Consider the following 21670-nt stretch of genomic DNA (forward strand, 5'->3'; position numbering starts at 1 on the left):
ATTCAGTCGTTACGCGGGTCACTAATCGGCTGGCGAACCAGGAAAATGTAGGCCAGTGCGCCGAGAGCGGTCACACAGCCGCATATAACCAGTGCCAGCTGGAAGGAATGGGTGGTATCGACAATAAATCCGGTCACCACCGGTGCGAATGAAGCGCAGATAAAGCTGGCGAAATTCTGAATACTGCCGACGGAAGCCGTCATTCTTGATGCTACGGCGACGTGGATCAATCCCCAGCAGGACGTTCCGGCAAAATGAATACAGAACAACGCCATACCGATTAACAGCACCGCCGCGATTGAGGTGGTGGCATGCGGCACGATCAGCGTAAACGCCGCGGAGCAGAACATCCCGGCAATAATGCAGATCTTGCGGCTTTTGATCGGGGCCATGCCGCCTTTGACCAGCCAGTCGGTGACGTAGCCATTGATCAGCATACCGGCGGCACCAAACAGGAAAGGAATGGCGGCCATAAACCCGGTACTTTTCAGATCGAGGTTATACGCCGTTTGCAGGTAACCCGGCAGCCATGCCAGATATAGCCAGGCGGTATAGTTGATGCCGCTGAAGCCGAACATCATTCCCCACATGGTTTTGTTTTTAAACAGACTGCGCCATTCGGCAAAGCTCAGCGGGTCGCGGCGCACGTTGACGCTTCCGGCATTTAGGTAGGCCTGCTCCTCGGCGGTGAGGGGGATATCCTCCCGGTTGCGATAAAGCATATACCAGCCGATAGCGACAAAGATCCCCAGTACGCCGATGGTAATAAACATCCAGCGCCAGCCCATCATCAGCATCATCGCGGCAAGGATCGGCGGGCTGATCGCCACGCCAATCGTCGAGGCGGCGTTAAAGAAGCCCATTGGGCGGCCGCGCTCTTTAATATTAAACCAGTCGTTGATCACCTTGACGCCGCACGGGTTCATCGGCGCTTCGCCGATCCCCATGCCGATACGCACCAGGACAAACTGGGTAAAGCTGTGCACCATCCCGGAGACCGCCTGAAATAGCGACCAGAAAAACATGCCCAGCCCCAGCATGATGCGTGGACCTTTGCGATCCAGCAACGGCCCGCAGGGCAGTTGCGCAATGCCATAGGCCAGAGAGAAAACCGATAACAGCGCCCCGATTTCAGTGGCGGTAAGCCCTAACTCCTCGCGAATCGTTAAGTTCGCAACGGACAATGAACTTCGGTCGAGGTAGTTAATCACCGCCGCCAGAAATAACAGAATCATTGCCGTTGTTTGAATCTTTTTAATACGAGAACTACGTTGTAGTGTATTTTCTAAGGGAACTGAAAGGTTTTCCGCTTCCCCCTTTTTAAAGTCGGTCTGCGGGTCTATGGTTATATTTTCTGATTCCACGCCTGACTCCTGATTATTATTTTTGAATACCAAGTGACAACGAAGGGGGTAAACATCACCCACCTGTTTCACAGTAAAGTAAGTCGACTTGTTTTCAGCATAAATAACCTTTTTGAGGGCGCCGGATTACGTTTTTGGATTTGTGCTGTTGCTAATCATTTTCTGTTTTTAATCGGTACTTAATGTGCCAGCGATTCACTTTGCTTGAGAGAGTTAATCATGGATTGCTTCGCGGAGTTCAGGTGGTTACGTAGCGCCAGGTTGGCATCCAGATCGCTGCGACAGATGAGTGCGCTCAGGATCGTCATATGTTCATCAATGGCGATGATATTGCGCTGTTTAAGGTCACTTTCATCCCACTGATAGTGGAAGTGAAAGATCACGGAAATAATTTCAAGTGATTGATTAAAAAATATATTATCAGCAGCGGAAAGCAGCAGCGAATGAAAATCACGATCGAGCTGGGAGAACATACGAAAGCTGTTGCCGATGCTGTCCCGCAGGGTGCGGTGGCGCTCGAGCAGGGTTTTGGCCTGCAGCCAGCGGGCATCGCTGTCCGGCAGATTAAGAAAATGTTGAAGTGCGTGGGTTTCCAGCATTTCCCGCAATTCGAACAGTTGCTCGGCCCAGGATTGCTCAAATTTTTTCATGTTCCACTGGCCGCGCTTTTCGCTTTCAATCAGGTTGTAGCGGCTGAATTTCAGTAAAAATTCTCTGACCACGACCGGGCTGACGCCCGCGGCACGCGCCAGTTGCAGTTCGGAGAACCGCTCCCCGGCGCGTAGCTGACGCTGGTTAATCATGGTAAAAAACGCTTGTTCAAAGAGACGGTTTTGTTCGGTCAGCGAGGCGCTGGAACCATCGAAGCCGTCCTGTACTTCCGGCTGACGAAGGATCTGGTAGTCGTGATTGACCTGGCTCAAGACGCCGCGCTCGCATAAGTGGCAAAGGATATGGCGCACCGTGGTGCGGCTGATGTTATACATCTCCGCCAGTGCGCTTTGCGAGGGTAGCGGCGAGGGGATAAAGCCACGCGCCATATCGTTGATGACCTGGTTAATAACATTGTGACGTAGGTTTTGTGAGCGACTCATAACGTTTTCCTTTTTTATCCATTAAAGCCGGATTTAAAACAGTTTTGTGCGCGACATTTCACAGATTTTGCAATGAGTTTCACTCTGTTTCTATTTTTCATCGATATCTAAGCCAACAAATACGGAGGCAATTATTATGACATCGATGAATACTTTAGTGTGTCAGGAACCTAAAAAACTACACTGGGAAAAACGCCAGATTCCCATTCCCGGCGATGATGAAGTGCTCATTAAAATAAAGGCAGTGGGGATTTGTGGGACAGACATTCATGCATGGGGCGGCAATCAGCCTTTTTTTAGTTATCCGCGTGTTCTTGGACATGAAATATGCGGTGAGATAATTGGGCTGGGTAAAAATATTCTTAATTTGAAGAGCGGCCAACAGGTTGCTGTGATTCCCTATGTCGCCTGCCGCCAGTGTCCGGCCTGTCTGAACGGCCGGACAAACTGCTGCGAGAAGATTTCGGTGATCGGCGTGCATCGGGACGGCGGGTTTAGCGAGTATCTCTGCGTGCCGGTAAACAATCTGCTGGTGGTGGATGACGTTGAGCCGGAAGCCGCAGCGCTAATTGAACCCTTCGCCATCAGCGCCCACGCGGTGCGCCGCGCCGCTATCCGGGCAGGGGAGCAGGTGCTGGTGGTTGGCGCGGGCCCCATCGGCCTTGGGGCGGCGGCGATCGCTAAGGCTGACGGCGCGCAGGTGGTGGTGGCGGATACCAGCCCGGCGCGGCGCGATCATGTGGCACAGCACCTTGGTCTGACAACGCTCGACCCTTCCGACCCGCAGTTTATCGAACAGCTGTGCGCAGCCTTCGGCGGTTCTCTGGCGCAGAAAGTGATTGACGCGACGGGAAATCAGCAGGCGATGAATAACACCGTTAATTTAATCCGTCACGGCGGCAGCATCATTTTTGTTGGTCTGTTTAAGGGAGAACTGCAGTTCTCCGACCCGGAATTTCATAAGAAAGAGACGACGATGATGGGCAGCCGTAACGCGACGGAAGAGGATTTTGCCAAAGTTGGGCGGCTGATGGCCGAGGGGAAAATCACCGCCAGGATGATGCTGACCCACCGTTACGATTTCAGGTCGCTGGCGGACATTTACGAAAGCGAAGTGATTAACAATCGTCAGCTGATCAAAGGCGTTATTCATTTTTAGCAGGTAAGCTTATGAAATCGTTAAACCGACAAGATTTTCCCGGGCCGCAGTACCCGACGCGCGCGATTCAGTTTGGCGAGGGCAACTTCCTGCGGGCATTTATTGACTGGCAGCTGGATCTGCTGAATGAGCAAACCGATCTGGCGGCGGGCGTGACCATTATTCGCCCGATCAACACCGCGTTTCCGCCGTCGTTAAATACCCAGGACGGACTCTATACCACGATCATTCGTGGGTTGAATGAACGCGGCGAGGCGGTGAGCGAATCGCGGATTATTCGCTCCGTTAATAACGAGCTCAATCCCTGGCAGGATTTTGCCAGCTATCTGGCGCTGGCTCGTAATCCGGCGATCGCGTTCGTATTTTCAAATACTACCGAAGCGGGTATTAGCTATCATGCCGGAGACCGGCCTGACGATAAGCCGCCGGTTAGCTTCCCGGCGAAGCTGACCCAACTGCTGCTCGAACGTTTCCGCCATTTCAATGGCGCTGCGGATAAGGGGTGGACGATTATCCCCTGCGAGCTGATCGACTACAACGGCGAAGCGCTGAAGGCGCTGGTGCTACGCTACGCCAAAGAGTGGCAACTGCCTGCGGCTTTTCGCGACTGGGTTGAGACCGCCAATACATTTTGTTCGACGCTGGTTGACCGCATCGTCACCGGCTATCCGCGTGAGGATGCGGAAAAGCTGGAGGCGGAGCTGGGCTACCATGATGCTTTCCTTGATACCGCCGAATACTTTTGGTTATTCGTCATTCAGGGTCCGCAGGCGCTGGCGGAAACGCTGCGGCTGGATCGCTACCCGCTTAATATCCGCATCGTAGAGGATATCCGGCCCTATAAAGCGCGCAAGGTTGCCATTCTTAACGGTGCGCATACCGCGCTGGTGCCGGTAGCATGGCTGTGCGGGGTGGATACCGTTGGCGAAGCGATGCAGGACGAAGCCATTCGCCATTATGTACAGCAGACGATTGATGAAGAGATTATCCCGGCGCTCGATTTACCGGCCGAGGAGCTTCGTCAGTTTGCCGATGCGGTCACCGGGCGCTTTCTTAATCCCTATATTCGCCATCAATTGCTCGCCATCGCCCTGAACGGCATGACTAAGTTCCGCACCCGGATCCTGCCGCAGCTGCTGACGACAATCCGCCAGCACGGCGCGATCCCGCCGCGGCTAACGTTTGCCCTGGCGGCGCTTATCGCCTTCTATCGCGGCCAGCGCGACGGACAGGTGTATCCGCTGCAGGATGATGACGTCTGGTTAACCCGCTTCTCGCAAGGATGGAAGCAGGTGGCGAACGGGAGCCCGCTGCATGGACTGGTGCTGGAGGTTTTACAGGATAACGCGCACTGGGGCGAGGATCTGACGGCTATTCCCGGCCTTTCCGACCAGGTCACGCGCTATCTGGAAATGATTTTGCGCTCAGGAATGCGGGAGGCCCTGGCGCGGCTGTAACGGTTTTGTTATGCGGCGTCCGCGGATTTGGGCGCCGTTTTTTTTGTGCTCCGAACCGCAAAAAGTGAATTTAGCGCCAACGCCTGGTGGATTTCCCGCATCATAAGCCTCTGTAAGGTGAAGAGGGGGATGTCATGCGTAAAACGGAACTGTTGGCTTTTCTGCAAAATCAGACCGATTTTTTTGATCCGGATAACCTGAGCGAGGTCTTCACCGCTGGCAACCTGGCCCGGCGTTTTGCGATGCAAAGAAATACCGCCAGCCACTATCTGAATCAGTTGGTGGCCCAGGATGTGCTGGTGAAGATCAATACTCGACCAGTCTATTTCCTGCATAAAGCCGCCTTCTGCCAGCAGTTTTTCCCTCTTTCCCGCAGCGAGTACGCCAGCATGGCGGAACTGCTCGCAGAGAGCGACCGGCAGCCGGAGCAGGCGGATCATTTCTCATTGCTGACCGGCCATGACGGTAGCCTGCGCAAGCCTATCGAACAGATGAAAACCGCGCTGTTTTATCCTAACGGTGGGCTTCCGCTGCTGATCGTTGGCGACAGCGGAACTGGCAAGAGCTATATGGCGGAGCTGATGCATGAGTTTGCTATCGCCCAGGGGCTGCTGCCGCCCGATGCGCCTTTTGTCAGCTTTAACTGCGCCCAGTATGCCAGCAACCCGGAGCTGTTGGCCGCCAACCTGTTTGGTTACGTCAAAGGCGCGTTTACCGGCGCGCAGAGCGATAAAGCCGGGGCGTTTGAAGCGGCAAACGGCGGCGTGCTGTTTCTCGACGAAGTCCACCGCCTGGATGCGCAGGGGCAGGAGAAGCTGTTCACCTGGCTGGACCGTAAGGAGATCTATCGGGTGGGGGAAACGGCGCAGGGGATGCCGATTTCGCTGAGGCTGGTGTTTGCCACCACCGAAGATATTCACAGCACGTTTCTGACCACCTTTATTCGTCGTATCCCGATCCTCGTTAGCCTGCCTGATTTACAGACCCGCAGCCGCCACGAAAAAGACGCGCTCACGCTGCAGTTTTTCTGGCAGGAGGCGCGCACGTTGGCTACCCGGCTGCAGCTGACGCCCCGGCTGCTACAGGTGCTGACGCACTATGTTTATCGCGGTAACGTCGGTGAGCTGAAGAATGTGGTGAAATACGCCGTGGCGTCGGCCTGGGCCAGGTGTCCGGGCAGCGAGATGCTTACCGTGACGCTGCACGATCTGCCGGAAAATATCATGGCTGCGACGCCAGCGCTCAGTGAAGCGATGGGCCAGCAGGAGCCGCTGCTTATCGAGCCGCAGACCAGTCTGGTCTGGCTGCTTCGCGCGCGCGACCCGATTCAGGGGCTGATTTACGATACTCAGTGCTGCGTTCTCGCGCTGTATGAGGCGGTGCAGAGTAAAAAAACGCTCTGGGAAGAGGCGCAAAAAAGCATGGGCGAGGAGATTGAAACCCTCTTCGATCGGCTGATTTTCGATAATCACGATGCCAATAGTTCGCATATGCTGCTGCTGATAACGCATCAGGTGCGGGAGGAGTTTTATCGCCTTGAAAAGCGCTTCAATATCCAGTTTAACGGCAACTGTATCTACGCTTTAAGCCACTACCTGATACATCGTTCCCGGCAGGGGCCTTCCACGATGAGCAACGAGAAAAGCCGCCTGCTGGAGGATTTTCTGGCGCAGAAATATCCGCTGCTGTATCGCTTTTGCGAAGAGATCCTCGCTGCGCTGGCGCTGAAGCTGGACATTGAACCCCGGCGCATTGACCTGCTGCTGCTGGTGCTGTGGTTACATAAAAATGGCGCCATCAGCCAGCAGCAGGTGACCCGGGCAATTATCCTCGCCCACGGTTACGCCACCGCCAGCAGCATCGCCAACGTGGCGAACCGGTTGCTGAAAAGCCAGCTGTTTGAGTCATTCGATATGCCGCTCGACGTGACGCCGGAGGCTATTGCTAACCAGGTGATGGCCTATATTGAGAGCCACGCTCTGGCGTCAGGGTTGATCATTCTGGTCGATATGGGATCGCTGAACGCCATTCATCGCCATTTTAATCGTCGGCTGAGTACGCCGATGGCGATAATTAATAACGTCTCGACCGGGATGGCGATGTACGTTGGGGAGCGCATTTTGCAGGGCGTTATGCTGGAAGATATCGTCCGCGACATCGGCGATGACCTTGCGGTTGAGCACCAGCTCTATTACCCGCAAACCGATAAACCGCGGGCGATTCTTACGACCTGCGCGACCGGTCTGGGCGCGGCAGCGAATCTGTCGGCGCTGTTAAAAGCCAGCATTCCTGAAGCGCTGGGGATCGATATTGTGGCCTGTGATGTGGAAACGCTCGCCGATCCCGCGCGGCGGCAACCGATGCTCAGCCGCTATGAGGTGTTGGCGATCGTCGGTACCCTGGATCCGCAGCTTGCCGATCTGCCGTGGATCTCGCTGGATTCGCTGATTTCCGGCCAGGGCAGCCGCCCGCTGATGCGTATCTTCGGCGAGCTGACCTCCTCTGAACAAGTCAGCGAGATCAATAACCTGATCCTGAAAAATTTCTCGCTGCGCCGGGTGATCGAGTCGGTGACGATCCTCGATACCGCAAAGGTCATCAATCAGGTCGAGCAGTTTTTACTGCGCTATGAGCATCTGGCCGGCTGCGACGTGCCCAACGATCGCAAGGTGGCGCTGTATGTGCATATCAGCTGTCTGATAGAGCGCCTGATCCGCAACGCGTCGCCATCCCATTATTCCGGAAGGCAGTGTCCGCAGAGCGAGCTGGCGACGCTCCGCGAGGCTTTTAGTGTCATAGAGAGCGGGTATAGTGTCAAAATCCCCGTCGTCGAGCTCTGCTACATTCATGATATCCTGACGCGGGAAACGGAATTTATTCAGGAAGATCAAGAGTTTTAGTTCCCTCAGTCCGTTCGTCTTTGCGCTAACCAGCGCGCCACTGTTTCTGGCACGCCGGTTGCAATTAAGAAAGCAGTGGAATGCGCTTTCGAGGTAAGGATGAAACGACACTATATTTTTGCCAGCCATGGCACCTTTGCTAACGGTTTGCTGAACTCCGTGGAGCTAATCCTCGGTAAACAGCCGGATATTCATACCCTGTGCGCCTATGTAGAAGAGGAGTCCGATCTCACGCAGCAGGTGGAGGCGCTACTGGCGCGTTTCCCGGCGCAGGATGAGCTGATAGTGATTACGGATATTTTTGCCGGTAGTGTGAATAACGAGTTTGTGCGTTTTTTATCACGCCCACACTTCCATTTATTATCCGGTTTAAATCTGCCGTTAATTATTGACTTGCTGATTTCCGCAGCGGAAGAGAATACTGAAAAATTAATTACTGAAGCATTAACCAGCGCCAAAGAGAGCATTCAGTACTGCAATCAAACGATTGCCAGTGCGATGACTATGGATAAAGACTTCTGAAATGAGGAAGCATGATGATTACGTTATTAAGGGTAGACCATCGATTACTTCACGGCCAGGTGGCCTTTTCCTGGACCCAATATGTCGGCGCCGATTGCATTTTGATCGCCAACGACAGTGTCCCTGAAGATGAACTGCGGAAAACCACCATTAAGCTTGCCAAACCGCCCTCGGTAAAACTGGTGATTAAAAATATCAATGATGCTATTGAGGCGATAAAAAGTGGGGTGACCGATAAATATAATTTATTTATTGTCGTGGAATCGGTCAATGACGCCTGGCGTATTGCCTGCGCTATCGGGGAAATAAAAAGCATAAATCTCGGCGGAATTAAGGCTAAAGAGGGCAGTAAAAATATCTCTAAGGCGATTAATTTACTGCCGACAGAAATAGAGCAGCTACAACAACTGGTGGGGAAGGGCGTCGAGGTGGAGATTCGCCAGGTCCCGAACGATCGCAAACAGCTTTTTACGGAATGCGTGTAATTCCGGAGGACAGATTATGGTAGAGGCTCTCTTACTGGGTCTGGTGGCGTTTATCGCGCAATCGGAATATGCCTTAGGGACGTCGCTGATTTCCCGGCCTATCGTCACCGGGCTGCTGACCGGACTGGTGCTGGGGGATGTACAGACCGGCGTCATTATGGGCGCGACGCTGGAGCTGGCGTTTATCGGTTCTTTCTCCGTTGGTGCCTCGATCCCGCCCGACGTGGTGACGGGCGGTATTCTCGGCGTGGCGTTCGCCATCACCTCCGGTGCGGGCACGGAAACGGCGCTGTTGCTCGGCCTGCCTATCGCCACCCTGACCCTGATCCTGAAAAACGTTTATCTGGGGATGTTTATCCCGATGCTCAGCCAGAAGGCGGACGGGTATGCGGAACGGGCGGATACGCGGGGCATTGAGCGGATGCATCTGATTGCCGGCTTCGGGCTGTCGCTGATGCTGGCCACGGTGGTGACCGTTTCATTCCTGGTGGGCAGCAACGCGGTGAAATCCCTGCTCGATACCATCCCGGAATTTATCAAACACGGGCTCAGCGTCGCCACCGGCATGATCCCGGCGCTCGGCTTCGCGATGCTTGCCAGGTTGCTGATTAACAAGAAAGTTGCGCCGTACTTTTTCCTCGGCTTTGTGCTAATGGCTTATTTGAAAATCCCGGTGACCGGCATCGCCATTCTCGGCGCCATCGTGGCGGTGGTCATGGTTAACGTCACCGCGTTGAATTCACCTCGTACGACGACAGAACAAGGAGTCAGCGATGACGACGAAGACGATTTCTGAAGAGACCCTGCAACCGCAGGAGCAGGAAGAAACCCGGATTACGCCACGAGATTTACGCCGGGTGTTCTGGCGCTCCTTCCAGATGGAGTTCTCGTGGAACTATGAGCGGCAGATGAATCTCGCCTTTGTTTACGCGCTGATTCCGGTGCTGAAAAAGCTCTATCCGCGCAAAGAGGAGCTAGCCAGGGCGCTGAAACGTCATCTGGTGTTTTTCAATACCACGCCGCATATCGTCACCCTGCTGCTGGGGATCACCACGGCGATGGAGGAGAAAAACAGCCAGCAGAAAAACATGGATGCCATTGCGATTGATAACGTCAAAGCCTCGCTGATGGGGCCGCTGGCCGGGCTGGGGGACTCTTTCTTCTGGGGGACGCTGCGCCTGATCGCCACCGGGATCGGCACCAGCCTGGCGCTGAAGGGCAACATCCTCGGGCCGATCCTGTTTCTGCTGGTGTTTAACGTGCCGCACATTCTGGTGCGCTGGTGCTTTACCCGCTGGGGCTACGTGCTGGGAACCGGGGTCCTGCAGCGGATCCAGAAGAGCGGAATGATGGAGAGCCTGACCTACGGAGCGTCGATTATCGGCCTGATGGTGGTCGGGGCGATGACCGCCTCAATGATCGATATCACCATCCCTCTCTCCTTTGGTGCCGGAGAAGCCAAAACTCAGGTGCAGGACATTATCAATGACATTCTGCCCTGCATGCTGCCGCTGGTGAGTTTTGGCATCGTCTACTGGCTGCTGGGACGGAAAGTTAAACCGCTCTCAATTATTGGCGGCATGGCGCTGGTAGGCATTCTGGGTTCGTGGATCGGATTGTTTTAACGGGAGTGAGCTATGCGACCAACAATGATGACCTATATCAGTGAAGAGCCGGCCTGCCTGGCGCAGATCCTGCGTGGCTACCGGCAAAAGCTGGCGGCGATTGAGACCTTTGCCCGCCAGCACCCGGTACGCCGAATTTTGCTGCTGGCGACCGGATCGTCGCTGAATGCCGCGCTGTGCGCGCGCTATTTCTTTGAACAACGCTTCGGCGTGCTGGTTGACATTAAAGAGCCGTACAACTTTACCCATTACGAAGCGATCGACCCGCATACCGATCTGGTGGTGGCGATTTCACAGAGCGGGAAAAGCGCGTCAACGCTGGAGGCGATGCGTAAGGTACAGGCCTCAGGACTGCCGGTGTTTGCCCTGACCTCCGACCCGCAAAGCCCGATAGCCCGCGCTTGCGATGGCGTTCTGGATATCAATACCGGGATCGAGAGCGTAGGGTTTGTGACCCGCGGTTTTAGCGCGACGGTGCTGAATCTGTTGCTGATAGCGCTGATCATTGCTCGTCAGCAGGGGAAAGTCAGCGAGGTGGAGGAGCAGCACTATCTCGCTGAATTCCAGCGGCTGCTTGCGGCGATCCCGGATGTTATCGCCCGCACCTCGCGCTTTATCGACCGGTATAGCGAAACGCTGCGGAGCGGGGAGCGCTTTGTCGCCACCGGCTACGGTGCGCTGGTTGGCGTGGCGAAGGAATTTGAAACCAAATTTACTGAAACGGTGCGCGTGCCTTCCAGCGGCTTTGAGCTGGAAGCCTATATGCACGGTCCCTATCTGGAAGCCAACGCCCGCCATGTGATGCTGTTTATTGAAGATGCGCCGGATGCGCGAACCCGGGCGCTGCGGGACTATATGGCGCCGTCCATTGCCCGGGCTTTTACGCTAACGCTGAGCGATGACGAGGATGCGCAGACGCTGGCGCTAAACTGTCCGTGCGAGCATCACCTGGCGCCGCTGTTGCTGATTGTTCCCGTCCAGATGCTGGCCTGGCATACCGCCGGTCTGAAAGGCATCGATCTGGCTAAACGTATTTTTGACGATTTTGACCACGTATTAAAAAGTAAAATCTGAATATTCAGGAGAAAACTATGTTGGGTTTTAATCAGGACGAGTACCTGACCAGTGCTCGCGAGATCATCGCTGCGCGTAAACAGGCTGAAACCGTGGCCGATGATATTTATGACAGCGGCTGCAGCGCATTATTTTTTGCCTCGGTAGGCGGTTCTCTGGCACCGATGATGGCCATTAATGAGTTTGCCAAAGAATTAACCAGTGTGCCGGTATATCTTGAGCAGGCGGCCGAATTAATTCATCGCGGACATAAAAAATTAAATAAAGATGCAGTTGTCGTTACGTTATCTAAATCCGGTGATACCAAAGAGTCGGTGGCTATTGCCGAGTGGTGCAAGGCGCAGGGGATCCGCGTGGTGGCTATTACCCGTCATGCCGACTCGCCATTGGCCGCCGCCGCCAGCTGGCATATTCCGATGTGCCACAAGAACGGTGTGGAATATGAATATATGCTGCTGTACTGGTTATTCTTCCGCGTTATTTATCGTCACGGCGAGTTTGAAAATTATGCGCGATTTGCCAGCCAGCTCGAATTACTGCCGGAAAATCTCCTGCAGGCCAAGCGCCAGTTCGATCTCCAGGCGGATAGCATTGCCGCACAATACCACGACTGCGACTATATGATGTGGATTGGCGGCGCGGAAATGTGGGGCGAGGTTTACCTGTTCTCAATGTGTATTCTCGAAGAGATGCAGTGGAAGCGGACGAAATCCGTGAGCTCGGCTGAATTTTTCCACGGCACCCTGGAGCTGCTGGAAAAAGAGGTCCCGCTGTTTCTGGTGAAAGGAGAGGGGAAATGCCGGGCGCTGGACGAGCGCGTCGAACGCTTTGCCGAAAAGATAACTGACCATCTGGTGGTGATCGACCCGCGCGACTATCCGCTGAACGGCATTGATGACGCGTTCCGCTGGATTATGGCGCCGTGCGTGGTGTCCACCCTGCTGGTGGATCGGCTGGCGACCCACTTTGAACACCATACCGGCCACGACCTCAATATCCGCCGTTACTACCGTCAGTTTGATTACTAAGCTGTGTTGATGGCGGCCAGCCGGGCTGGCCGCCATGCTATTCTCCGAGGCGCTTCCCAGAAAATTATCGTCAAATCCATTCGGGTAAAAACCGGTGGTAGAGTCCGGCTTTCCTTCTCTTTCAGGCAAGCGGATGGCCATGAAAAAACGGATGACCTCGACGCCGCACGATGCGGTCTTTAAACGATTTCTTCGCCACCCGGAGACGGCGAAGACGCTGTATGGCTGTCCGTTTACGTTGATCGACGTTACGGTGATGCCAGATGATGACCTCGTGCAGCATCGGCGAGTCGCCTTGCTGGAGCTGATGCAAAAACATATTCGTCAGCGCGATCTCAGCAGCATAACGGAGTCGTTGGCGGCCGTTGTGATGCTGGGATACACTAACCGTCGGCAGTTGAGAATGCTGTTTCACTATATGCTGCAGTACGGTAATACGGCCGAGCCGGGCGTGTTTCTCCGCCGGCTGGCCCGCCGTCTGCCACAGTATGAGGAGACACTGATGTCTATCGCGCAAAAGCTTAAGCAGGAAGGTCGGCAAGAAGGTCGACTAGAAGGCCGGGAAGAAGGGCACCAGGAGGGCTTGCAGGAAGGAAGCCGGCGCGAGGCGCTGCGCATTGCCGGCAGTATGTTACAAAATGGCCTCGACAAAGAGATGGTACAGAAAATCACTGGACTGTCGGCTGATGAACTACAGCCGCTGTAGGGTTAACGCCCTGCCACGGCAACCGTTGCCCGGCGCGGAAACCCGCCGGGCAGGATGGTTTTAGCCTTCGCTTTTCACCACTTTGATCTCCACCATGCCGATCCCCAGCTGACGTGGGGAGTGACCAAGGATATTGCCCTCGTTGGTGGACTGCGGGTCCGGCGGAGTGATGGTCAGGGTGTTGCTGCGCGACGGGTTGTCGAAATGCAGCGTCGTAGTGGTCACATCATTGGCCAGCGTAAGCACTTGCTCACTTTCACCTACCCGCACCGGGATCGGCTTATTGGCGTTTGGGCCGTAAGCTTTGGCGGTGATCACCAGATCAAATTTTTCCGGTAGCGGCTCTTTATATTCAATCTTCACGTCGCTGCCCAGCTGGGCATTGGACCACCGACCCCAGGACTCGGGACGCGAAATGCCGCTGAACTGCTTGACCTCTTCCGGGGCGCCGGCGACGTTAAACACGAAGCTGTCGGCCTTGTAGCGAATATCGTTGTCGACGACTTTTAGCGTATCGACGTTCCCCTTATAGCGCTCCATATCGATAAGGGTATCCCTGAAAGCGGTTTTGCCTTGCCACTGCGGCTTATCGACGTGCTGAACCTTTTGCTCACCGCCCAGCTGCCCCTGCGAGACGCACCAGTCGGTAGAGAGCGCGAGTTCAGGCGCCCACAGCTGCCCCATTTTATAGCAGCGATCGACCCAGACGAAATTATCCCGCGGCGCGAAATCGGCCAGCTGGAAGCGCAGCGGCGCGGAGTATTCGCTCTCCGGCAGCGGTTCAACGCGCTGGTTTGATACCCTGAGCAGTAGCGGCAGACGGAAATGGCTGCCGGAGAAGGCGATCATGTTCTTCTGCGAATCGATGGTGAAGTTTTTCATCTCTTTCGGGAAGTTCCACAGGCGGATCACGTCCGGTTTCCAGGCCAGGACCTTCTCTTTCATATTCATGAAAATACCGGAGAGCGACTGGCCGGAGAGGCTGCTGCGCCCGAGGCCGATATAGTTATCGCCGCCGAGAATATCGAGCACCGTCGCGCCGTTATCCATGGTGTTGCGTTTCACCGCCAGGGTCTCCTGCTGCGGTTTATCGCCGCGCAGGACGAAGAACAGATTGCTGCGATCGTGCTTGTTGAGGTAATCCCAGGCGCTGTTTTTCATGGCCAGGTGATCGGAAGAGACCACGATGACCGTGTTTTTGAAATAGGGTGAGGCTTTAATCTTCTCTATCAGCGCGGCGATATGTTCCTGGCTGCAGCTAACGGCGCTGAAGGAGAGGTTTTTCTTACCGTCCACGTCATAGCGTTTACGCTCGCAGGTGCGCGAGATAAAGCCATCGGGGTGGTGGGTATCCACCGTCAGGGCGAACAGCGAGAAGCGTTTACCGGAGCGCGACAGCTCTTCGAATTTTTTCCACGTCTCATCGAGCACGGTGTCGTCATAGAAGCCCCAGTCGTTGCGATAGGCGGGATCCGCTACCGTAGTTTTGAGCTCTTCCGCCCCGTACAGGTGATCGAAGCCGTGGGATTTGAGAAACACGTCTTTGCCGGCAAAGCGCAGGTTGGCTCCCTGCACAAAATAGTTTTCATAGCCGGAGTTTTTCAGGATATCGCCAAGGCAGATATTCTGGGGAAAGAAGCTGGAGACCGAGGCCGAGGCGTTGCCTTCAAACGGCGCGAACAGCGGAATGCCGCACTGCGAGGCGACCATACCGGCGATGGTGTAATCCGTCCCCGGGAGCTGCATGGTATTGCTGAAATCGAGGCCCTGATCTTTTATTTTGCCGAGCTCAGGGGTGAGGTTAGGAAAGGCATCGTTATCAAAATAGGTACGCTCGAGGCTTTCGCCATAGATATAGACCAGGTTCAGCTGTGGATTGTCGATACGCTTCGACGGCTCTTTGTAGTATGCGGCAAAGTCCGGGTCACCTTCCCGTGACTGCGATTTCACCAGCTCGCTGATCTGATGGAAGGCCGGGCTGGCATCCACGGAGGCCAGCGCCAGCAGCAGCGCCGCCAGGCTGTAACCGACGTGATGAGGATGATGCCGACGGCGGCGCAGCACCCAGCCCAGCGCGCCAAAGACGGCAACCAGCGCGACGCCCACCCCGACGCCCGGCAGAATGTATTTGCCGATCCCGGCGCCAGTCAGGCTGTTGGTCAGGGTATAGAGCACCGCGTCGTTGATGCCGTCGCCGGTAAAGTAGTCGCTGGCGTAGAGGGTGATATTCAGCACCACGAACAGACCTAACACCGTGAGCGTGGCGGCAAACCACCAAGTGTTACGACCCGCTTTCCAGGCATACAGCACCACCGAAGCTAAAAATAAGGCGATGGATAACAACTCTGACACAGCTCATCCTCATTAGCGCCAGTTGTCGGCTGGCAGAATAGATTACTTTTCACGCCACACTGTAATTGCAGCGCCATCTTGCTGCAATTCTAGCGTCATGAAACTGTGCAGTTATTCAGAATTGGTTTAGATGTTGCCTTTTTTGATCGGTGTCGCATCGGGTGTGGCGGGGAAGCGGAGAGGGAAAAAGGGTAAAAAAAACGTTTCAGGCCGCGCTGCCGTCGCGAAGGCAACAAACGCGGCATGAGCAGTACGTATCAGGAGAGGAAGTTAACGCCCTGTTTTAAGACCAGATCGCAGGCTTTGGTTTTCACCTGTTTCGCCAGCGAGCTGTTGCCAAGCGTATTCAGGTCCAGCTGCTGGCCGTTATTACTGTTGAGCAAGCCCTGCAGGCCATCAAGATAGTTGGTGTCTTGTTTCTGTTTTTCCGGCGTGCTGAGTCCCAGTTTATCCAGCACCTGGTTTTTGACGTTATCGGCGCTGGTCACGGAGGCCAGTTTCTGTTGCGCGCAATATGACAGGATCCCGGCCGCATTATTCATGCTGCTGGCGGTCAGAGACTGGCTGCTGCCGCTGAGCAGGCTGGTTAGCGAGGAGACGGACATGCCGCCGCTGCCAGCCTGGGTGCTGCTGCCGCTAAGCTGGCTGGCGGCGCTGTTAAGAGAATCCTGCCAGGAGGCAGCGTGAGCGCCGGCGAGGGTAAATGCACTGGCGGCAAAAGCGGCAAGTAAGCCATTTTTAAACGATTTCATAGACGGACTCATAAGCGTGACTGAATAATCGCTTTAGTATAACGCCGTCATCGTCCGGAAATCTCTTAATACTCCTTGCCAGTGACGCGGTGCCGGTAACTTTCCCAGTTGAAGATAACCCACAGACTGTTCCCCAGCCGCATACGGTCCATTACCCGTTCGCCGAGCAGCTTGTTCATCTCTTCCATATTACTGTTGGTGAGCATCCCGGTAGGCCGTTTGGATGAAGAACGACGGTCAACTATCTGATTGATAATGACCTTCTCATAGCGAGACTCCGTCTGCATACCAATTTCATCAATCACTAACAGGTCGACTTTGCTGAGGTCGCTCAGTAACTGCTCTTCGCTCGTTTCCCGGTTGCCAAAGGTATCTTTCATCGCCGACATAATATCGGCCACGGTGATGATTAAGACCGACTTCCCGCGCAGCAGCAGCTCGTTGCAGATGGCTGCCGCCAGGTGATTTTTGCCGGTCCCCGGTTTACCGGAGAAGATAAAGCTGGCGATATTGCCATCGAACTCTTCCACATACTGACGTGCGCGGGCGAGGGCGTTCATCTGTCCTTCGCACTCGACGCGGTAGTTATCAAAGGAACAGTTCTGATGCAGCGGGCGGATCCCTGAGCGGTTGAAGGTGCGCTGCATTTTCATCGCGCGATTCTCCCGCTCCAGCGCTTCGGAACGCAGCCGGCCTTGCTCTTTTTGCCAGGCCAGCAGTTCTTCGCCGGTTTTAAACGCCGGTTCGATATGGGCCGGCATCATTTTCTGCAGACGCTTCATCAGGTCGCCCACGTTTTTCATGCTCATCCTCGGAAACCTCGCGGAATATGACTGTCGGGTTCGCTCACGCTGTTCACATCGCGCTTCGGCTGTCCGCCGTTGCTGGCGCGGCTGATTTGCACGCTACGCGCCAGCTTCTGCTGCCACTGCACGTGGTGAAACACTTTACCTTCCGCCTGCCAGTAAGCGACGAAGGCAGCCAGCTCTTCCGGCGTGACTGGCTGGCTCAGGGCAATGCCCCATAGCGCGGCCAGGCGCTGAAAATCGGCGTCAGGCTGCCAGTCGGCGTACATGGCAAATTTGCCCATTGGCACCGCAACTGGCGCCGCGGATGGCTCCTCGAAAAACTGCGGGTCAAGGGCGATGTCGCTGCCGGGGCGCGCCAGCCTGGCTTCCAGCTCCAGCAACTGCGCCAGCCGCGCTGGCGTCAGCGCATAGAATGCCGGCGCGTTATTGGCAAAAACGGCAACGGTGCCGTCAGTTGATTTCGCCAGCAGCGCCGCGTGCTGCTGGAGGAACTCTTCCAGGCCGCTAAAATGGGAGGTTAAAATTCGCGAAGACATAACTCTATCTCAACTCTGAACTGCAAAGAGTGGGGTGATCTGCACATAGTAGCACAGAGCCCGTCGCGGAAGGAGCGTCGCGGCTGTACCGCGACGCCGGGGGTCAGACGCGAGGGCGCTTACGATACAGCCACAGACCGGGTATCGACAGGCCAATAGAAAGGGCGCCCACAATAGACGATGCCTTTAAAAAATTGCTCAGCAGCAAAATCATCATCTCTTCAGAATAGCCAAAATGGCTGATCTTTACCGCGGAGATCATCGCGGTGTAGGCCGAGATGCCGGGAAACATCGGGATCACGGCGGCGACGGTAAAAATCTTCGGATGCGCCAGATACCAGCGTGACCACTGAATGCCGATGCTGCCCACCAGCAGCGCGGCGAGAAAGGTGGCCCATTCAATGTTAAAACCGGCGCTCATCATGACCATTCGCGAGCCGTGACCGATCGCCCCCAGCAGCGCGCACCAGCGCAAGGCGCGCTGGGGGACATTAAAGACCATGGCAAAACCAACGGCGGGGATTGCCGCCAGCAGCATGTCTTCCGCCAGTGCGAAAATAAACGAGATTATGCCCATCCGCGCAGCCCCCATACGGTCATCGCCATCACCACGCCAATGCAGGTGGCAAGGGTTAACAGGCTGGCGATCGCCCAGCGGGCGAGCCCCGTATTAATATGCCCTTTAAACATATCGGCGACGGCGTTGATCAAAGGAAAACCCGGAACCAGCAGCAGGACGCTGGCGGCCATGGCAATGGTCGGCGTACTGGCAAAGGCCGGGAGGCGCAGCAGCAGCCCGGAGATGGTGGTGGCGACAAAGGCGGTGATGCAGAAGTTGATCTGCGGATGCATGGACCGGTGGGTCAGCACCTGGCGAATGTACATGGCTACCGTACTGGCGCAGAAGCTGACCAGCGCGCCGTCCCAGCCGCCGTTATTCAGTTTGCAGAAACAGGCGCAGGAGAGCCCCACCATGATGACCAGCAGCCAGCGCGGATAACGCAAGGGAACGATCTGCGCAAAGCGCTTCTCGACATCGCGATAGTCGAGCAGCTTATGTTCGGCGAGGATCACAATGTGCTGCACTTCCGTTACCACATGCATATTGATGCCGCGGTCGACATTTTTACGCGTTGAGGTGAGACATTCGCCATCTTTAATGGTGGTCAGCACGATGGCATTAGACGAGATGGCGCTTTCGACGCTATCCATTCCCAGCGCCCGTCCGAGGCGGGTGGATAGCTCTTCCACCAGCGCACTTTCGGCGCCGTGCTGTAACAAAAAAAGACCACACTGGATGCACAATCGTGTGATTGCCCGCTGCTGTGACCGATCAACCTGCATAATTCCTCTGCTGTCCGCGACGTCTGGTTATCTGTCGATACTTTAACCTGAAGCGCCGTAGCGGCTGAGGGGGGCGGGATCAAATAATATGCAAAAATGTCCCGGCTGGCGGGACGGCAGAATTTGAAGCATCCCACAATTTTGCCAGTTTGGTGAAAAGTGCAATTTTTGCCGCCATTCATCCCTTCTTTTTCCCGTCTGACTTATCAAAAATGCAGGAAAGCACTTTTATTAAACAAAAAATATACAAATAATTAACCCTGCAAGAGTGAGACAACCCTATGAAAACACAGGTCGCGATTATTGGCGCAGGCCCCTCCGGGCTGCTGCTGGGGCAGTTGTTGCACAACGCCGGGATCCATACCGTGATCCTCGAGCGTCAAACGCCACAGTATGTGCTGGGGCGCATCCGCGCGGGAATTCTGGAAAGCGGCACCGTCGATCTGCTACGCGAAGCGGGCGTGGCGCAGCGGATGGATGCCGAAGGCCTGGTGCATCATGGGGTGGAGTTTCTGTTTGACGGCCAGCGGGTACCCGTCGCACTGAGCGAGCTGACTGACGGCAAGAGTGTGATGGTTTATGGCCAGACGGAAGTGACCCGCGACCTGATGGCGGCCCGGACCGCCAGCGGCGCGCCAATCGTCTATGGCGTGAGCGAGGTGGCTATTCATGACGCGAAAAGCGACCGACCGACGGTCACCTACCTCAGCGAAGGTGAAACCTGCCGCCTGGAGTGCGACTTTATCGCCGGTTGCGACGGTTTTCACGGGGTGTCACGGCAAAGCATTCCCGCTGACATTCTCAAAACCTACGAGAGCGTGTGGCCGTTTGGTTGGTTAGGCCTGCTGGCGGATACGCCGCCGGTCAATCCGGAGCTGATTTATGCACACCATCAGCGGGGGTTTGTATTGTGTAGTCAGCGCTCACTTACGCGCAGCCGCTATTATCTACAGGTTCCGCTGAGCGATAAGGTTGAAGCCTGGTCGGACGAACGTTTCTGGCAGGAGCTGAAAAGCCGCTTGCCGGAGGACCTGGCATCCAGGTTAGTGACTGGTCACTCACTTGAGAAGAGCATTGCCCCGCTGCGTAGTTTCGTGGTGGAGCCGATGCAGTATGGGCGGCTGTTTCTGGTGGGAGATGCGGCACATATCGTTCCGCCAACCGGCGCCAAAGGGTTAAACCTGGCGGCATCGGATGTTAACTACCTGTGGCGGATCCTGCGTGAATACTATCATCGTGGCCGCAGCGATCTGCTGGCGACCTACTCGCAACTGGCGCTGGATCGGGTGTGGAAAGGGGAACGCTTTAGCTGGTTTATGACTCGCCTGCTGCATGATTTCCCGGACCAGAATGCGTTTGACGCCAAAATGCAGGCCGCCGACCGCCGCTACTACCTTGGCTCCCGCGCCGGGCTGACCACCATCGCGGAAAACTACGTGGGCTTGCCCATGGAACGCGTTACCTGACTAAAGAGGAGTGATTATGCCGCCCATGCAAGTCGTCCCCGTATTTAAGCTGTATGGCGAAGAGCGCGGCTGGCCAACGCCGGACCTGCTGCACTGCGAGTCGATTTTGCAGCGTAGCAGTCTGTATGAGTGGCATATTCGCGTTCATCAGCATGCGGAAATGGTCCAGCTCCTCTACCTGCATCAGGGCCGGGCGGAGATCGAAATTGAAGGCGCCACCGCGGTGATGACAGCGTCCTGCATCCAGGTGGTTCCCGCCCTTTGTATTCATGGGTTTCATTTTTCACCCGGGACACAAGGGTATGTGCTCTCTCTGGCGCTGCCGCTGCTGAGCCGGTTTGAAAACCAGTTCGGCCGGCCGCTGGATGTGCTTAGCGTACCGCAGTGCGTGCCGGTAGGCCGTTCCCGGGGGCATATGCATACGCTATTTTCGGCGCTTCGCGAGGAATATTGCGAAGAGCATGATGCCCGGGAGATGATGTTGTACTCGTTGCTGGGGACGCTGCTGGTCTGGCTGAACCGGCAGTGCCGCCCCGCACCGCCCGCGGAAGATAAAGCGGAGCGGAAGCGCAGTATGATGCGCCACTTTTCCCGGCTTATTGAGAGCCACTACCGGCAGCATCTCCCGCTGGCGGAGTATGCGAAGCTAATTGGGTTGTCGGTCACGCACTTAAATTATTTATGCCGCGAGTTCTATGGCTGTAGCGCGCTGGGAGTATTGCATCAACGCCTGATGCTGGAAGCGCGACGCAATCTGCAGTACACCCGCATGACGGTAACACAACTCTCTGATTACTTAGGGTTTAGTGATGCTGCCTATTTTTCTCGCTTTTTCCGCCGCTATAGCGGGATGTCGCCTAAAGCATTTAGAGAAACAATCAAAGATAATGCTTTATAACTCACGTGCCTGAAATTACTTTTGCTAAATAATAGTTTTATCTTTTCTAATTTATTAGCGCAGGAGCGTCTGTGCTAATATTAATCGCAAGTATACACA

The 21670-nt window shown here is 55.3% G+C and carries 20 protein-coding genes; 12 read left to right on the forward strand and 8 right to left on the reverse strand.

What is annotated here, in order from left to right:
• Positions 1-2: 2 nt before the first annotated feature.
• The gene (locus N438_RS16240) at positions 3-1364 is read right to left on the reverse strand and encodes an MFS transporter (RefSeq protein WP_116696374.1); all 1362 of its coding nucleotides are present in this window, start codon (positions 1362-1364) and stop codon (positions 3-5) included.
• 179 nt (positions 1365-1543) lie between these two features.
• Positions 1544-2458: a GntR family transcriptional regulator gene (locus N438_RS16245; protein WP_008807558.1), complete on the reverse strand. Its 915-nt coding sequence runs from the start codon at positions 2456-2458 to the stop codon at positions 1544-1546.
• Positions 2459-2594: 136 nt separating this feature from the next.
• Here N438_RS16245 and N438_RS16250 point away from each other — a divergent pair, with 136 nt between their 5' ends.
• The 10 genes from N438_RS16250 to N438_RS16295 all read left to right on the forward strand — a co-directional run bounded on the left by N438_RS16250 (position 2595) and on the right by N438_RS16295 (position 13414).
• Positions 2595-3617 (forward strand): zinc-binding alcohol dehydrogenase family protein, encoded by a 1023-nt coding sequence (locus N438_RS16250; RefSeq protein ID WP_023339546.1) that lies wholly within the window; start codon positions 2595-2597, stop codon positions 3615-3617.
• An 11-nt stretch (positions 3618-3628) separates the two neighbouring features.
• Entirely contained in the window at positions 3629-5074 is a 1446-nt protein-coding gene (locus N438_RS16255; RefSeq protein WP_046882146.1) for a tagaturonate reductase, read from the forward strand.
• Positions 5075-5208: 134 nt separating this feature from the next.
• Positions 5209-7974, forward strand: a complete 2766-nt coding sequence (locus tag N438_RS16260; protein WP_116696375.1) for a sigma-54-dependent transcriptional regulator — start codon at positions 5209-5211, stop codon at positions 7972-7974.
• A gap of 99 nt (positions 7975-8073) precedes the next feature.
• Entirely contained in the window at positions 8074-8496 is a 423-nt protein-coding gene (locus N438_RS16265) for a PTS sugar transporter subunit IIA (protein WP_012542942.1), read from the forward strand.
• A gap of 14 nt (positions 8497-8510) precedes the next feature.
• Positions 8511-8981, forward strand: a complete 471-nt coding sequence (locus tag N438_RS16270; RefSeq protein WP_012542941.1) for a PTS sugar transporter subunit IIB — start codon at positions 8511-8513, stop codon at positions 8979-8981.
• A gap of 16 nt (positions 8982-8997) precedes the next feature.
• Positions 8998-9777, forward strand: coding sequence for a PTS mannose/fructose/sorbose/N-acetylgalactosamine transporter subunit IIC (locus N438_RS16275; RefSeq protein WP_008807552.1), 780 nt, complete (start codon positions 8998-9000; stop codon positions 9775-9777).
• A complete protein-coding gene (locus tag N438_RS16280; protein WP_023339548.1) occupies positions 9755-10606 on the forward strand; it encodes a PTS system mannose/fructose/sorbose family transporter subunit IID in 852 nt (283 codons plus the stop codon). The genes N438_RS16275 and N438_RS16280 overlap by 23 nt, the downstream gene beginning before the upstream one ends.
• 12 nt (positions 10607-10618) lie before the next feature.
• The gene (locus tag N438_RS16285) at positions 10619-11680 is read left to right on the forward strand and encodes an SIS domain-containing protein (RefSeq protein ID WP_023339549.1); all 1062 of its coding nucleotides are present in this window, start codon (positions 10619-10621) and stop codon (positions 11678-11680) included.
• A 17-nt stretch (positions 11681-11697) separates the two neighbouring features.
• Positions 11698-12708: an SIS domain-containing protein gene (locus tag N438_RS16290; protein ID WP_023339550.1), complete on the forward strand. Its 1011-nt coding sequence runs from the start codon at positions 11698-11700 to the stop codon at positions 12706-12708.
• A 133-nt stretch (positions 12709-12841) separates the two neighbouring features.
• Entirely contained in the window at positions 12842-13414 is a 573-nt protein-coding gene (locus N438_RS16295; RefSeq protein ID WP_162493290.1) for an Rpn family recombination-promoting nuclease/putative transposase, read from the forward strand.
• A gap of 60 nt (positions 13415-13474) precedes the next feature.
• Here N438_RS16295 and opgB read toward each other — a convergent pair whose 3' ends face one another.
• The 6 genes from opgB to N438_RS16325 form a co-directional block, all read right to left on the reverse strand.
• Positions 13475-15766: a phosphatidylglycerol--membrane-oligosaccharide glycerophosphotransferase gene (gene opgB, locus N438_RS16300; protein ID WP_012542938.1), complete on the reverse strand. Its 2292-nt coding sequence runs from the start codon at positions 15764-15766 to the stop codon at positions 13475-13477.
• 257 nt (positions 15767-16023) lie between these two features.
• Positions 16024-16518, reverse strand: coding sequence for a DUF2501 domain-containing protein (locus N438_RS16305; RefSeq protein ID WP_008807546.1), 495 nt, complete (start codon positions 16516-16518; stop codon positions 16024-16026).
• A gap of 65 nt (positions 16519-16583) precedes the next feature.
• The gene (gene dnaC / locus N438_RS16310; RefSeq protein WP_008807545.1) at positions 16584-17321 is read right to left on the reverse strand and encodes a DNA replication protein DnaC; all 738 of its coding nucleotides are present in this window, start codon (positions 17319-17321) and stop codon (positions 16584-16586) included.
• A 2-nt stretch (positions 17322-17323) separates the two neighbouring features.
• Positions 17324-17863 (reverse strand): primosomal protein DnaT, encoded by a 540-nt coding sequence (dnaT, locus tag N438_RS16315; protein ID WP_008807544.1) that lies wholly within the window; start codon positions 17861-17863, stop codon positions 17324-17326.
• 103 nt (positions 17864-17966) lie between these two features.
• Positions 17967-18440: a threonine/serine exporter gene (locus N438_RS16320; protein WP_012542936.1), complete on the reverse strand. Its 474-nt coding sequence runs from the start codon at positions 18438-18440 to the stop codon at positions 17967-17969.
• Complete coding sequence (locus N438_RS16325; RefSeq protein ID WP_008807542.1) at positions 18431-19207, reverse strand: threonine/serine exporter ThrE family protein; 777 nt, start codon at positions 19205-19207, stop codon at positions 18431-18433. The genes N438_RS16320 and N438_RS16325 overlap by 10 nt, the downstream gene beginning before the upstream one ends.
• A gap of 281 nt (positions 19208-19488) precedes the next feature.
• Between N438_RS16325 and pobA the strand changes: the two genes are divergently transcribed.
• Both pobA and N438_RS16335 read left to right on the forward strand, forming a co-directional pair.
• On the forward strand, positions 19489-20673 hold the full coding sequence (gene pobA, locus N438_RS16330) for a 4-hydroxybenzoate 3-monooxygenase (protein WP_008807541.1): 1185 nt from the start codon (positions 19489-19491) through the stop codon (positions 20671-20673).
• A gap of 16 nt (positions 20674-20689) precedes the next feature.
• A complete protein-coding gene (locus tag N438_RS16335; protein WP_023297031.1) occupies positions 20690-21571 on the forward strand; it encodes a helix-turn-helix domain-containing protein in 882 nt (293 codons plus the stop codon).
• Positions 21572-21670: the final 99 nt, after the last annotated feature.

The sequence above is a fragment of the Klebsiella sp. GL120222-02 genome (genome assembly GCF_003097195.1).
Lineage (GTDB): Bacteria > Pseudomonadota > Gammaproteobacteria > Enterobacterales > Enterobacteriaceae > Klebsiella > Klebsiella variicola.

Coding starts and splice junctions, on each gene's coding strand:
- N438_RS16305 (WP_008807546.1), bottom strand. CDS start 16,518: ATGAAATCGTTTAAAAATGGCTTACTTGCCGCTTTTGCCGCCAGTGCA.
- N438_RS16295 (WP_162493290.1), top strand. CDS start 12,842: ATGGCCATGAAAAAACGGATGACCTCGACGCCGCACGATGCGGTCTTT.
- N438_RS16320 (WP_012542936.1), bottom strand. CDS start 18,440: ATGGGCATAATCTCGTTTATTTTCGCACTGGCGGAAGACATGCTGCTG.
- N438_RS16275 (WP_008807552.1), top strand. CDS start 8,998: ATGGTAGAGGCTCTCTTACTGGGTCTGGTGGCGTTTATCGCGCAATCG.
- N438_RS16255 (WP_046882146.1), top strand. CDS start 3,629: ATGAAATCGTTAAACCGACAAGATTTTCCCGGGCCGCAGTACCCGACG.
- N438_RS16265 (WP_012542942.1), top strand. CDS start 8,074: ATGAAACGACACTATATTTTTGCCAGCCATGGCACCTTTGCTAACGGT.
- N438_RS16260 (WP_116696375.1), top strand. CDS start 5,209: ATGCGTAAAACGGAACTGTTGGCTTTTCTGCAAAATCAGACCGATTTT.
- N438_RS16280 (WP_023339548.1), top strand. CDS start 9,755: ATGACGACGAAGACGATTTCTGAAGAGACCCTGCAACCGCAGGAGCAG.
- dnaT (WP_008807544.1), bottom strand. CDS start 17,863: ATGTCTTCGCGAATTTTAACCTCCCATTTTAGCGGCCTGGAAGAGTTC.
- N438_RS16250 (WP_023339546.1), top strand. CDS start 2,595: ATGACATCGATGAATACTTTAGTGTGTCAGGAACCTAAAAAACTACAC.
- N438_RS16335 (WP_023297031.1), top strand. CDS start 20,690: ATGCCGCCCATGCAAGTCGTCCCCGTATTTAAGCTGTATGGCGAAGAG.
- dnaC (WP_008807545.1), bottom strand. CDS start 17,321: ATGAAAAACGTGGGCGACCTGATGAAGCGTCTGCAGAAAATGATGCCG.
- pobA (WP_008807541.1), top strand. CDS start 19,489: ATGAAAACACAGGTCGCGATTATTGGCGCAGGCCCCTCCGGGCTGCTG.
- N438_RS16325 (WP_008807542.1), bottom strand. CDS start 19,207: ATGCAGGTTGATCGGTCACAGCAGCGGGCAATCACACGATTGTGCATC.
- N438_RS16270 (WP_012542941.1), top strand. CDS start 8,511: ATGATTACGTTATTAAGGGTAGACCATCGATTACTTCACGGCCAGGTG.
- N438_RS16290 (WP_023339550.1), top strand. CDS start 11,698: ATGTTGGGTTTTAATCAGGACGAGTACCTGACCAGTGCTCGCGAGATC.
- N438_RS16285 (WP_023339549.1), top strand. CDS start 10,619: ATGCGACCAACAATGATGACCTATATCAGTGAAGAGCCGGCCTGCCTG.
- N438_RS16245 (WP_008807558.1), bottom strand. CDS start 2,458: ATGAGTCGCTCACAAAACCTACGTCACAATGTTATTAACCAGGTCATC.